Origin of the sequence: Janthinobacterium sp. SUN100 (assembly GCF_030397705.1) — a bacterium.
Taxonomy (GTDB): domain Bacteria; phylum Pseudomonadota; class Gammaproteobacteria; order Burkholderiales; family Burkholderiaceae_D; genus Janthinobacterium; species Janthinobacterium kumbetense.
This window is the reverse complement of record NZ_JAPUBU010000002.1, coordinates 199,969-212,272: the sequence shown is the minus strand read 5'-3', so window position 1 is coordinate 212,272 and position 12,304 is coordinate 199,969. Positions and strand designations below refer to the sequence as shown.

Sequence of the window (12,304 nt, the reverse complement as noted above, 5' to 3'; positions counted from 1 at the left end):
GCGCGTTAAGACGGGAGTAAGCCATCAAGTTTGGCCCCGTGTCATAACTTGCCCTAAGCAGGAGTGCGTTTGCGCTCTGGCAAGTTGAATCCCGTTTTATAAAACGCATCCTTGAATTCTACGCATCCATTACAGGGCCTAACGGTTTCTAATGCCGATATGCGCTGCTCAGTCAGTTGCATCAAACATAAGTCCATCGAAAAATGGTAAGCACTTCCGCCATGCATTGCCTTGTTCTGGAACTTGCACTCCGCGTCGCGGAAAACAAGCCATGCACGTTGCGCGCTTTGCAGCCCTTGTGGCTTGGCAAGCGCGTACATCAATGTCTTGTAGATGACGTTCAAACGCGTGTCGGATTCTTTAAGCTCTCGACTCATGCAGAAAGTATTTTCAAGATTATTACTTTCTTCGCAATGCTCCTGCTTTATCGATGCCATATCGCTTTGTTGTTCGGAGGCATTGGTCAAGGACGACAGCGAAAGGCACAAAAAAATAAGGCCCAACATGGACAACCGGCTTAAAACAGCAATTCCCACGAGCACTCGCTCCTTCTGATAATTGATCGTATTGAGGTCCGCTCCTGGCCTGACCCGGTTGTTAATCAAAGATAATGCGCTGTCCCACTTCGAATTCATTCTCGTGGCAGTAAAAAAGGATAAGCGGCGTGTCGTTCGAATAAACCATCGCGTCGTCACGTGAAGGGACAAAAATATCCGACCAATTCTCGACCAGGAACACACTGCTGCACAAGAAACATTCGTCTTCTCCAAATACCACCACTACTTGCTGGTTTCCCGGCACACGGGCACGTAACCATTTGCTTGCGATGGCCGCATCCTCTCCGGATGCGAACCGCTCGATCGCGTCGACGGTGTTAGCGTTCAGGCCGAGATGCGTCTTCGAGTCGTGAAGGCCTGCTATTTCATAGGCGCGGCGGGCATCCTCGGCATTCAGCCAGGCGACATCCGCTGAGTGATGCTGTAGTTCCTGAACCCGCCAATGTGCTGTGTTCATCATTTCTCAAAATTTCATATGCTCGTGGTTATGGCGAGCAGCGCGGTCGAATCCGGTGCATCCCTTGATCCTGGCGCCAAACAAGGCTGTCATCATGGCCCGGCTTTATCTGCGACCAGTATAACCAGAATCTAATTCTATTGGCATGATAAAAAAACAGTGTATCCTGCAATTCCAGCAGATATATTTTTTGTCGAGGCAAAGAAAAAGCTGCGGCATTTGTTTCTGCTGGCGGAGTATCTTTGAATTGGCGCAATGGCATGGCGATATTGCGTGATGAATGCTATCCGCGGGCCAATATCCAGACACTGCGCGGCGCCGGATAGCAGACCCAGTTACTTTCACCACAATGATAGGGAGATTCCCAATTGATGCAAATCAAAGAAAGCATCCACATTGCAGTCCCGCCCAAGGTCGTCGACCAGATTTGGAGCGAGGTCGACCGATGGCACCTGTGGGATCCGGATACAAAGCAAGCCCGGCTCAATGGGCCGTTCGCGGTGGGGACGCATGGCAGGATCGTTCCCAGCAAGGGGATGGGCATTCCGCTGCTGGTCACGGAGCGCACTGCCGGCCGCTCGTTCACCGTCGAGGGCCACATCCCCCTGTTCCGCATCCACTTCGAACACACGGTTGCCGCCGTCAATGGCGGATCGGAAGTCGTTCACCGCGTGTGGTTTACTGGAGCGCTTGCCTTTCTGTTCGGGCCAGGCGTTGCCAGGCAAGTCAGGGACGGGCTTCCCAAGACGATGCTTTCGCTGAAGGCCTATGCCGAGAAGCGCAACGAAACGCTCCATGATGGCGAGGCGGGCAGGGCTGACGCGACTACAGCCTGATAGATAGTTTCCCCTCGTCAATTCCTTGCAAAGCACTGCAGCAAATTAACGTGCCGTTCCCGTCATGATGGAATACAATTCTTGCGTGGCAGCCAGCTTGCCTGGCAAGGCCGGGCACGGCACCACGCTTTGACCTCGGAAAGATGTTGGCTTATGACTCTGCAGTTCCCCCAGCGAACGGCGCCTTGCGCGCCATCCACGCTCCGCCTTTCACGCAAGCCCCTCGTTTCCCTGTTCGTCCTGACGTTTTCATGCCTGCTGCTCACGGCGCCCGTCATGGCGGCTACGCCAGCCAGCGGCAGCGTCATGCTGGAAGAACTGACCAGCACGGAGTTGCGCAGCCGTATCGACCATGGCGCGACCACCGTGCTGGTGCCGATTGGCGGCGTCGAGCAGAGCGGGCCGTATATTGCGCTGGGCAAGCACAATGTGCGCGCCGGGCTGCTGGCGCGGCAGATTGCGCAAAAGCTGGGCAATACCATCGTCGCGCCCGTCGTTTCCTACGTGCCGGAAGGCAGTATTTCGCCGCCGGCCGGCCACATGCGCTTTGCCGGCACGATCTCGATACCGCCAGCCGCCTTCGAAGCCGTGCTGGAAGGGGCGGCCGCCAGCCTGCGCCAGCATGGTTTCCGCGACATCATTTTTCTCGGCGACCATGGCGGCTATCAAAAGAACGAGCAGAACGTGGCGAATAAGCTCAACCGCGCCTGGGGCAAGGCTTCCACCGGCAAGGAAGCGCGCGCTTATGCCTTGCTCGACTACTATGACATCACGCAATCGGCCTATATTGCCGAACTGCAGAAGCGCGGCCACAGCAGCGCCGAGATCGGCCTGCATGCCGGTTTGGCGGACGCGGCGCTGATGCTGGCGACGGACCCGTCGCTCGTGCGCAGCGAGGCCATGGCCCACGGACCCAAGCCTGGCGTGGCGGACGGCGTGCGCGGCGACGCGACCCGTGCCACGGCTGAACTGGGGCAGATCGGCATCAAGCTGCAGGTGGACACCTCGGTGGCCGCCATCAGGCAACTGCTGCAACGTCCTAAATAATTCCGCTGGAAGTGTTTAACTTCCGGCTTTTGCAACGAAACGACGCGAAATCACATGAAAAAATCTCAACGACGCACCATCGTCACCTTGTCCGCCCTGGCTGCCGCACTGGCCGGCCTGGGCGTGGCCAGCCAGGTCATCGGCGCCAGTACGCCGGCCCCGGCCGCCGCAGCGCCGGCCGCCGCCTATTCGCCGCTGCCGGGCATGCCGCCGCTGGTGGACCCGAAAAACGTGTACGGCAGCATCGCCAGCAGCAATATGAGCCCCGTCGTCAAGGATCACTTGCGCCGCGTCTACGTGCCCAACCTGCGCTCGAACGACGTGTATGTGATCGACCAGGACAGCCTGAAGGTGGTGGACAAGTTCAAGGTCGGCAGCGGTCCGCAGCACGTCGTGCCGTCGTGGGACTTGCGCACCCTGTGGGTGGCGAATAATGCCGAGCGCACAGACAAGGGCAGTTTGACGCCGATCGACCCCCTGACGGGCAAGCCGGGCAAGGAAGTGCCCGTCGATGATCCCTACAATATGTATTACACGCCGGACGGCAAGTCGGCCATCGTCGTGGCCGAAGCGCGCCACCGCCTCGATTTCCGCGATCCGAAGACCATGGCCGTGCAGTATTCGATCGACACGCCCCAGTGCGGCGGCATCAACCATGCCGATTTTTCCAATGACGGCCGCTACGCCATGTTCACCTGCGAATTCGACGGCACCATCGCCAAGATCGACCTGGTGGGCCGCAAGGTCGACGGCTACCTGAAATTGCAGATGCCGGCCAAGCGCTTTGCCGAGTCCGGCCCCGTGGGCGGCCCGGCGAATGAAATCTGCAGCGTCAAGAAGGGCATGCCGCAAGATATACGCATCTCGCCGGACGGCAAGAAATTCTTTATCGCCGACATGGACGCCGACGGCGTGCACATCGTCGATGGCGCCACCCTGAAGGAAATCGGCTTCATCCAGACGGGCGTGGGCGCGCACGGCCTGTACCCCAGCCGTGATGGTAAAAAGTTGTACGTGGCCAACCGCGGCACGCACCGCATCCACGGCAAGCCGAAGGGCAAGGGCAGCGTCAGCGTGATCGACTTCGCCACGGAAAAAGTCGTGTCGAACTGGCCGATCCCCGGCGGCGGCAGCCCCGACATGGGCAATGTGAGTGCCGATGGTAAATATCTGTGGCTGTCCGGCCGTTTCGACGACGTGGTGTACCGCATCGATACGAACAGTGGCGACGTTTCCAAAGTGAAAGTCGGCCAGGAGCCGCACGGCCTGACCGTGTGGCCGCAGCCGGGCCGCTATTCGCTGGGCCATACGGGCAACCTGCGCTAGGCGAGGCGCGTGGCGCTCCCTGGAACCGCAGTGCCGGGTCTGCAGTTATGCTTGCCTAAAAAGCAATGTTGGCGCATACTGTATTCCCCATTCCACTACCTTCAGGGAGCACCAGCATGATTCTTGATCACATCGGTTTGAATGTCAGCGATGCACAGGCCAGCAAGGCCTTCTTTTCGGCCGCCCTGGCGCCCCTGGGCGTATCGGTGGTGATGGAAGTGCAGGGCTGGGTCGGCCTGGGCAAGGATGGCAAGCCCGATTTCTGGTTCGGCGTGGGTGGCGCGCCGCATGCCGGCATGCATCTCGCCTTCGCGGCGGATAACCGTGCCCAGGTGGATGCGTTTTACCAGGCCGCGCTGGCAGCGGGCGGCAAGGATAACGGCGCCCCCGGTATCCGCGAAATCTATCACCCGAATTACTACGGCGCTTTCGTGCTGGGCCCGGACGGTCACAATGTCGAAGCCGTCTGCCACCATCCCGAGCCTTGACGCCGGTTATTACCTGAAGAGAGCAGCATGAAGCACAGCGCCACCCTGTTTGCCGACGATGCCGGCCGCTATGCCTACGTAAAAGCGGGCTTTTCCTGGCCGGCCCTTTTGCTGGGCTCGCTCTGGGCCGTCGCCAAGCGCCGCTGGTGGCTGTTGCTGCTCATGCTGGCCATGGATGCCTGCCTGTGGTTTGGCAGCCACTTGGCCACGGAACTGCGCATCGGCCCGATGATGCTGCTGATGGCCGCCGCGGAGCTCAGTTACCTGCTGGCGCGCGGCTGGTATGGCAACCGCTGGCTGGAAGCGTCGCTGCGCAGCCGTGGCTACAAGCCCGTCGTGCCGGGCTGAACCTGCCTGGCACAGATTTCCCATCACGTCACTGACGTTTGCCAAGAGCAAGCCGTCCAGCCAAAACTTTCTGCGCAGCCTAGCGCACCTTTGATCCAGATCATCCCTCAACTGCGGTGCTCACGTAGCCTTGGGACTCGCGTTGCAAAGCATCGTCCCACCAATCGGATATGTTTTTTCGCGTTTCGTGGCGTAGCCCGGCCGTCTGCTTCACCGTTCGACAGCCGGTGGTGTCGCCATCTGTTTATGTCCACCCAACCGCTATCTAATGAGGAACTCCATGTATCCATATTCCCGTAGTGTTACCCCCGCCGCCAAAAACCACTTGGAAGCGCAACTGGCTTTTTTCAATGGACTGTCGAAGTCGCTGTTCCAGTCGGTGCAGCACTTCAGCGACCTGAACATGCAACTGGCGCAAGGCTTGCTGGAAGAAACCGCAGTCACCAGCCAGAACTTGCTGACGGTCGAGCGCGCTGAAGATGTGTTCCAGGTGGCTGCCGCGGCGGGCCAGCCAGCCGCCGAGCAACTGCGCAAGTACCAGCAACAGGTGTCGCGCCTGGCAGCCGATACGCAGGTCGAACTGGCCAACGTGGCAGAGCGTCATGTGAATGAAACGAGCCGTACTGCCAAGGCGCTGGCCGAAGAAGTGGCCCGCACGGCGTCGGAAGAAACGGAGAAAAACGTGCGCAAGCAGCAGGAAGCCATGCAGCGCATCGCTGAACCGTTCCAGGCCTATCAGCAAAACGGCGCCAGCCGCGACCAGCAACGGGGCGCGCAAAGCCGTGACGGCCAAAGCCTGCAAAGCGGCAGCCACCAGGGCAGCCAGCAGTCGGCCGGCAGCGAAGGCTCGGCCAGCGGCAGCGTATCGCAAGCGGGTTCCGCACAAAGCAAGAGCAGCAGCGCCAGCCGTAAAGAGTAAGCACGAGGCTGCTTGCGGCTGAGCCGCTTCGCGAGGGCCGAGCCTTGAGCTGCGGCCAGCCGGCACGCAGCATCGTGCCTCCTGGTTTGGACAGAGCGCCCGCCCTTCACGGGGCGGGCGTTTTGTCGTATGCGTGCAGTTCAGAGGCCGGTGTGGCCGCGCCAGGTGAGCGGGTGGGCACGGTGATGCTTGCCGGCACGGCTGTCTTCGGCGAGACGGCGGACAAGACCGCGTCACCGCTCCCGCTGTTGGCGTCGATGAAGGCGCTGACGGCGTCCAGGGTGGGCGCCAGCCTGCGCAAGGGCGCTGCCAGCGTGGCGACCAGGGTGGCGTGGCCCACGTGGTCGAAATACGTTTCCGTCACGGGCCTGGCAAGCGTCCGCAAGGCCTTGGCCAGACCGCCCGTGTTGCGTCGCGGATCGACCAGTTTATCCTGTCCGGGCAGGGGGGCGATCAGAAGGGCGGGCGGGGCTGCGGCCGTCACGTGGTGGATGGGCTGCGACGCGGCGGGTGTGTCCGGGTAAAAGAAAACGGGCCGGGTGGTGGTGTTTTCGATCGGCAAGAAATCATAGGGGCCGGCCAGGCCTATCCAGCCCCGCAAGTCGTGCGGGTGCATGCCATGGCGCGCCAGCAGGCTGGCGTCGAGCGCCACCATCGCCGCATTGTAGGCGCCGGCGCTATGGCCCATGACGAACAGGCGCGTCGGGTCGCCGCCGTGGCGGCTCGATTCCATCGCGGCCCAGGCCACGGCGCGGGCCGCATCCTGCAGGATTTCGGGATAGTGCACGTCCGGATACAGCCGGTAGTCGGCGATCACGGCCAGATAGCCGCGCGCCGCCAGCGCATGGCCCACGAAGGCATAGTCGGCGCGCTCGCCCGTCGTCCAGTTGCCTCCATAAAAGAACACCACCACGGGCACGGGCCCCGTGCGGGTCTTGGGGGCGTACACGTCGAGCTTTTGCCGTGGCAGGGGGCCGTAAGCGAGGCCGCGCGTCACGTGCGAGGCGCTGCCGGACGAAAAGGCATTGATGGCCATCAAGGGCGAGCAGGCGGCCAGGCCGGTAGCCAGCGGGATGGCCGCCAGCAAACCGAGCAGGGTGGTGCGCAGGATCGTCATGCCAGCTCCTGATGGTGAGGGTTGATGCTTGCAGTGTAGGCCAGGCAGGGCAGGGCGCACACGGGGAAGTTGCTGTATAGCATAGATAAATGTGGCATGCGTCAATCAATCCTGCAACAGCCATTTGCGCGCCGTGGCGATGACGGCGTCCGACAGGGTGCGCGTGAGCGGGGTCTGGATATCCCAGGCATGCCAGGTCAGGGGCACGTCGAGCGCCTGCCCGGCCGCCACGTCGACCAGCCTGCCGGCGGCCAGCGCCGTTTCCGCCTGCAGCAGGGGCACCATGCCGTAAGCATAGCCCGCTTCGATGAAGCGCACGAAGTCGCGCGCCGAACCGAGCACGTGGTGCGGATAGCGGCCCGTGTAGCCGAGGCGGTGTTGCAGGTAGCGCTCGTGCAGCGCATCCTTGCTGCCGAACGTGATGGCGGGCGCCTGGCTGACGGCTTCCACCGTAAATCCATGGGGAAACCATTGCTGCGCGAACGCGGGCGAGGCCACGCACAGGTAGCGCATGCCGCCCAGCGGCGTGGCCGTGGTGCCCGCCACCAGGTCGTTGGCGCTGGTGACGCAGGCAAACACGCGCCCTTCGCGCAACTGGCTCAGGGTGTGGTCCTGGTCGTCGAGGCGGATATCGAGCAGGCAGGACGGCGGCGACAGCAGCGGCCCCAGCGCTTCCGGGATCCAGGTGGCGGCGCTGTCGGCGTTGACGGCGATGGCCAGTTCCGGCAAATGCGTGGTGGGGCCGGGCTGGGCGTCGAGCGCCGCTTCGAGCAGCTTGACTTGCCGGTAATGGGCGATCAGGCGCTGGCCCGCTTCCGTGGGCAGGGGCGGGTGGCTGCGGATGATCAATAAAGTGCCTTCCAGGTTTTCCAGGGTGCGGATGCGCTGCGACACGGCCGGCTGGCTGATCGCCAGCGCCTGCGCGGCCTTTTCAAAGCTGCCCAGGCCGATCACGGCGTCGAGGGCGGCCAATCCACGGTAATCGACGACGCGCATAAGTTTCTCTTATATATGGTTAGAATCATTCATTATACTTATATTTACTTTTTCTTTACACTGTTGAAATAGGGTAACAACTCCACTCTCCCGCGCGGTCCTGCTGGTACCGCTACACCCTCCACCTACCTTTGATGACTTTGCCGTTGCCGGCAGAGCGTGGGCGGCCGTGCGCGTGATGGAAAGCAATAAAGGAATCGATATGGACAGCGCAATCTTCTTGAAAGGCATGGGGCTCGGAGCGAGCCTGATCGTTGCCATCGGCACGCAAAACGCCTTCTTGCTGAAACAGGGCTTGAAGCGTCACTACGTGCTCACCTGCATCCTGGTCTGCCTGGTGTGCGATGCGATCTTGATCACGGCCGGCGTGGCCGGCATGGGCACCTTCATTGCAGACAACCCCAATTTCTTGCTGTGGGCCAAGGCCGGCGGCGCCACCTTCCTGATCGCGTATGGCTTGCGTGCCGCAAAGTCCGCCTGGCGCCCAACGGCTCTGACGGTGTCGGCCGCCAAGTCGCCGGAAGGCTACTGGGCCGTGATCGGCGCGGCGCTAGCGTTCAGCCTGCTGAACCCGCACGCCTTCCTCGACACGGTCATCCTGCTCGGCTCGATCGGCGGCCAGCATGAAGGCGTGGGACGCTTCTACTTCGCCGGCGGCGCCATCATGGCTTCGGCCCTGTGGTTCTTCCTGCTGGGCTTTGGCGCCCGCTACCTGGCGCCCGTGTTTGCCAAGCCCATGGCTTGGCGCGTGCTTGACGGCATCATCGCCCTCGTCATGTGGGCCATCGCCGCCTCGCTGTTCCTGTAAGGCATCAGCTATAAGGCATCAACGCGTCAGGAAGGCCAGCACGCGGCTGGCCAGCTTGCCATACGGCGGCCACAGCAGTTTCAACGCACTGTAGCGGGCCTGGTAAAACACGGGCCGCAGCTTGCTGAAGGTGTGAAAGCCTTCGACGCCGTGGTAGTGGCCCATGCCGGACTCGCCCACGCCGCCGAAGGGCAGGTCGTGCTGGCCCACGTGATACAGGGCGTCGTTGACGGACACGCCGCCCGACATCACGCGGTCGATCAGCAGCTGCACCGTGTCTGTTTTGTTGCTGAACGGATAGATGGCCAGCGGCCGTGGTCCCGCATTGATGCTGTCGATCACGTTCTCAAGCCTGGCATAGCCGCGCAGCGGCAGGATGGGGCCGAAGATTTCCCGCGTCAGCAACAGGCTGTCCTCGGGCGCGCCGAGCACGATGTGCGGCGCGATCTTGCGCGTGGCGCGGTCGTAGGCGGGCCCCGGCAACAGCGAAATCACTTGCGCGCCCAGTGCGCGTGCTTCGTCGAGCGCCTGCAGCAGGCGTTCAAAGGCGGGCTCGTCGATGATGGAAGTGTAGTCGGGCGTGTCCAGCCGCGGGTAGCGCGTGGGCACGATGGCGCGTGCGTGTTCGACGAAGGCAGGAATGCTGGCCTCGGGCAGCCAGGCGTGGTCGACGCACGTGCAGATTTGCCCCGCGTTCAGGAACTTGACGAACAGGATGCGCTCGGCTGCCGTGCGCACGTCGAAATCGGCGCAGACGATGGCCGGCGCCTTGCCGCCCAGCTCCAAGGTGACGGGGCACAGATTGCGCGCGGCGGCCGCCATGACGGCGCGGCCCGTCTGGCCGGAACCCGTAAATAGCAGGTGGTCGAACGGCAGTTGCGAAAATTCCATGCCCACGCCGCCCGTTTCGTCAAAGAACTGCAGCTTTTCCGGTGGAAAGTAGGCGGGCATGGTGTCGATCAGCAGCCGCGCCAGGTGGCGCGAGTTTTCGCTCATCTTGACCATGGCGCGGTTGCCGGCGGCGAAGATATAGGTCAAGGGCACCAGGCTCAGGTTCACGGGAAAATTCCACGGCACGATGACGCCCACCACGCCCAGCGGCTGCGGCATCACGCGGTTGCGGGCGCCAGGGAAATTGCGCCAGTCCACGCCGCGGCGCTGCGGCCGCATCCATTTTTTCAAATGTTTAAGGACGTGGTTGATGCCGTCAATGGCGGGAAAGATTTCTGCCAGCAAGGTTTCGTGCCGGGAACGGTTGCCGTAGTCGGCGCTGATCGCCGCGCACAACGCGTCCTTGTGGTCGCGGATGAAGCGCTGCAAGGTGTGCAAATCGCGTTTGCGCTCGGCCAGGGTCGGCACGGGGTGGGCCAGGCAGGCGGCGCGCTGCAAGCGCAGGGCGGCAGCGAGTTCGGTGCTCAATAGCATGTTTTCTGCGACATCAGGCATTGTTTTCCTTGGCCGGCCCGGCAATGTGCGCGCCGTTTCATCACACGTTTCAGCACACTATAGTGGACTCTGCGGATAAGTGCCGCCAGCGTGCCGACGGCGCTGCACGATACGCCGTAAAATGTCCGGCAACTGTACGCTACTCTTTCCAGGAATGCCATGACCTCGACCACGCCAGACTCCCTGCACATCGTGTGCCCCCATTGCGACGCCGTCAACCGCTTGCCGGCAGCGCGCCTGATCGAACAGCCCACGTGCGGCAAGTGCCAGAAGGATTTATTTACGGGCCAGCCCGTGGACCTGGCCAGCGCCCGCTTCCTCAAGCATATCGAACGCAGCGACATTCCCGTGCTGGTCGACTTCTGGGCGCCGTGGTGCGGTCCGTGCCGCAGCATGGCGCCATTCTATGTGCAAGCCGCCAAGACCCTGGAACCCGCATTTCGCGTCGTCAAGGTGAATACGGAAGCGTCGCCGGACCTGGGCAGCCGTTTCAATATCCGCAGCATTCCCACCCTGGCCCTGTTCCGCAGAGGCGTGGAAGTGGCGCGCCAGCCGGGCGCCATCGATGCGCAAGCCATCATCGCCTGGGCGAGGGACAAGGCGCGTTTCTAAACGCACAGGAAAACCATCACAGTTTTCCATTTGACATTTAATATGGCGCCATATTATATTGCGCCATATGATAAAGCTCGAACAGAAATACACGGCCCTGCTGGGCGACGTGCAGCGCCGCGCCAGCGGTCTCGACATGGCGCAGTCCACGGCGCGCTTGCGCCTGTGCTTTGAAGTGCTGGGCCTGGCCTCCGCCATCGATGGCGATTGTGCCGCGCGCCTGGGCCGGCATGACTTGTCGGAAGGAAAATTTGTGCTGTTGTCCCTGCTGCGCGACGTGCCCGGAGGGCTGTCGCCGCACGAACTGGCCGAGCAGGCCGGCGTGACGCGCGGCACCATCACGGGCTTGCTCGACGGCCTGGAACGCGATGGTTTCCTGGCGCGCCACGCGGACCAGGTCGACCGGCGCAAGCTGCTGGTGCGCCTGAGCGCCAAGGGAGACCTGGCCGCCGCCACCCTGGTCGATGAACACGCGCAATGGATCGCCAGCCTGTTTGCCGATTTCACGCCGGAAGAAATGCAGTTGCTGAGTGCGCTGCTGGAAAAAGCCTGGCGCAAGACGGATAGAGGTGAAATGCAGGGTGCGCCATGAGCCGCGGCGTCGCCGACATCGCTCCCGCGCGCCTGGCCCTGCTGAACGGCGGAAGCGTGGCCAGCGCCACCCTGACGGAAGGGCTGGCCATCGATTTCGCCCAGTTGCTGGCTGCGGCCGTGCCCGCTATCGGCGCCGCTCGGCTGGATCAACTGCGCGCGCAGGCAGCAGCCGGCATCACCCGGCGCATGGCGCTGGCGGCGCAATTGCTGCTGGAAGCCAACGCCGACCTGGCGCTGCTGCAAGCCCATGCTTCCGACACGGTACGGGGCTGGGTCTGCTTTGCCATCGCCGCCCAAACCGGCTTGACCTTGCCGCAACGGCTGGCGGCCATGCGGCCGCTGGCCGACGATGGGCACTTCGGCGTGCGCGAATGGGCCTGGCTGGCGCTGCGGCCCCATCTGGCGGAGAGCCTTGACGAGGCCATTGCCTTGCTGGCGCCGTGGACAGCTGACCCGTCGGAAAGAGTACGCCGTTTCGCTTGCGAAGCGCTGCGCCCGCGCGGCGTGTGGTGCGCGCATATTGCCCGGTTGAAAGAACAGCCGCAGCTGGCCTTGCCCGTGTTGCACGCCTTGCGCGCCGATCCGGCCTTCTACGTGCAGGATTCCGTGGCCAACTGGCTCAACGATGCGGCCAAGAGCCAGCCGGATTGGGTGCGCAGCCTGTGTGCGCAATGGTTGCAGGAAAGTGCCAATGCCGCCACCCAACGCATCTGCAAGCGCGCCCAACGCTCGCTTGCTTAACTTTTTGGAGGA

General features: G+C 62.5%; 15 protein-coding genes. 10 read left to right on the top strand and 5 right to left on the bottom strand.

Annotation, left to right across the window (positions count from 1 at the left end; genetic code table 11):
* Window positions 1-53: 53 nt before the first annotated feature.
* Both O0881_RS13250 and O0881_RS13245 read right to left on the bottom strand, forming a co-directional pair.
* A complete protein-coding gene (locus O0881_RS13250; protein WP_289911660.1) occupies window positions 54-635 on the bottom strand; it encodes a lysozyme inhibitor LprI family protein in 582 nt (193 codons plus the stop codon).
* Window positions 598-1,017, bottom strand: a complete 420-nt coding sequence (locus O0881_RS13245) for a hypothetical protein (protein WP_289911658.1) — start codon at window positions 1,015-1,017, stop codon at window positions 598-600. The genes O0881_RS13250 and O0881_RS13245 overlap by 38 nt, the downstream gene beginning before the upstream one ends.
* A gap of 368 nt (window positions 1,018-1,385) precedes the next feature.
* On the opposite strand from O0881_RS13245, the gene O0881_RS13240 reads away from it, so the two are divergent.
* The 6 genes from O0881_RS13240 to O0881_RS13215 all read left to right on the top strand — a co-directional run bounded on the left by O0881_RS13240 (window position 1,386) and on the right by O0881_RS13215 (window position 5,978).
* Window positions 1,386-1,850, top strand: coding sequence for an SRPBCC family protein (locus O0881_RS13240; RefSeq protein WP_289911657.1), 465 nt, complete (start codon window positions 1,386-1,388; stop codon window positions 1,848-1,850).
* A gap of 276 nt (window positions 1,851-2,126) precedes the next feature.
* Window positions 2,127-2,897 carry a creatininase family protein gene (locus tag O0881_RS13235; protein ID WP_289905604.1) on the top strand — a complete coding sequence of 257 codons (771 nt, stop codon included), beginning with the start codon at window positions 2,127-2,129 and terminating at the stop codon, window positions 2,895-2,897.
* A gap of 54 nt (window positions 2,898-2,951) precedes the next feature.
* Window positions 2,952-4,223, top strand: coding sequence for a YncE family protein (locus tag O0881_RS13230; RefSeq protein WP_099664588.1), 1,272 nt, complete (start codon window positions 2,952-2,954; stop codon window positions 4,221-4,223).
* A gap of 116 nt (window positions 4,224-4,339) precedes the next feature.
* Entirely contained in the window at window positions 4,340-4,711 is a 372-nt protein-coding gene (locus tag O0881_RS13225; protein ID WP_099664587.1) for a VOC family protein, read from the top strand.
* A gap of 27 nt (window positions 4,712-4,738) precedes the next feature.
* Window positions 4,739-5,059 carry a hypothetical protein gene (locus tag O0881_RS13220; RefSeq protein ID WP_289911655.1) on the top strand — a complete coding sequence of 107 codons (321 nt, stop codon included), beginning with the start codon at window positions 4,739-4,741 and terminating at the stop codon, window positions 5,057-5,059.
* A 280-nt stretch (window positions 5,060-5,339) separates the two neighbouring features.
* Window positions 5,340-5,978: a phasin family protein gene (locus tag O0881_RS13215; RefSeq protein ID WP_099664585.1), complete on the top strand. Its 639-nt coding sequence runs from the start codon at window positions 5,340-5,342 to the stop codon at window positions 5,976-5,978.
* Window positions 5,979-6,084: 106 nt separating this feature from the next.
* Here the strand turns inward: O0881_RS13215 and O0881_RS13210 are convergent, their stop codons facing one another.
* Together O0881_RS13210 and O0881_RS13205 are read right to left on the bottom strand one after the other, a co-directional pair.
* Entirely contained in the window at window positions 6,085-7,095 is a 1,011-nt protein-coding gene (locus O0881_RS13210) for an alpha/beta hydrolase (protein WP_289911652.1), read from the bottom strand.
* A 105-nt stretch (window positions 7,096-7,200) separates the two neighbouring features.
* Window positions 7,201-8,091: a LysR family transcriptional regulator ArgP gene (locus tag O0881_RS13205; RefSeq protein WP_034785706.1), complete on the bottom strand. Its 891-nt coding sequence runs from the start codon at window positions 8,089-8,091 to the stop codon at window positions 7,201-7,203.
* Window positions 8,092-8,293: 202 nt separating this feature from the next.
* Here O0881_RS13205 and O0881_RS13200 point away from each other — a divergent pair, with 202 nt between their 5' ends.
* Window positions 8,294-8,899, top strand: a complete 606-nt coding sequence (locus O0881_RS13200; protein ID WP_034785705.1) for a LysE/ArgO family amino acid transporter — start codon at window positions 8,294-8,296, stop codon at window positions 8,897-8,899.
* Between the two features lie 18 nt (window positions 8,900-8,917).
* On the opposite strand, the gene O0881_RS13195 is transcribed toward O0881_RS13200, so the two are convergent.
* Window positions 8,918-10,345, bottom strand: a complete 1,428-nt coding sequence (locus O0881_RS13195) for a coniferyl aldehyde dehydrogenase (protein WP_289911651.1) — start codon at window positions 10,343-10,345, stop codon at window positions 8,918-8,920.
* 159 nt (window positions 10,346-10,504) lie between these two features.
* Here O0881_RS13195 and trxC point away from each other — a divergent pair, with 159 nt between their 5' ends.
* The 3 genes from trxC (at window position 10,505) to O0881_RS13180 (ending at window position 12,292) form a co-directional block, all read left to right on the top strand.
* A complete protein-coding gene (gene trxC, locus O0881_RS13190; RefSeq protein ID WP_099664582.1) occupies window positions 10,505-10,957 on the top strand; it encodes a thioredoxin TrxC in 453 nt (150 codons plus the stop codon).
* A 70-nt stretch (window positions 10,958-11,027) separates the two neighbouring features.
* Window positions 11,028-11,549, top strand: a complete 522-nt coding sequence (locus tag O0881_RS13185; protein ID WP_289912229.1) for a MarR family transcriptional regulator — start codon at window positions 11,028-11,030, stop codon at window positions 11,547-11,549.
* Entirely contained in the window at window positions 11,546-12,292 is a 747-nt protein-coding gene (locus O0881_RS13180; RefSeq protein WP_289911650.1) for a HEAT repeat domain-containing protein, read from the top strand. The genes O0881_RS13185 and O0881_RS13180 overlap by 4 nt, the downstream gene beginning before the upstream one ends.
* Window positions 12,293-12,304 lie beyond the last annotated feature (12 nt).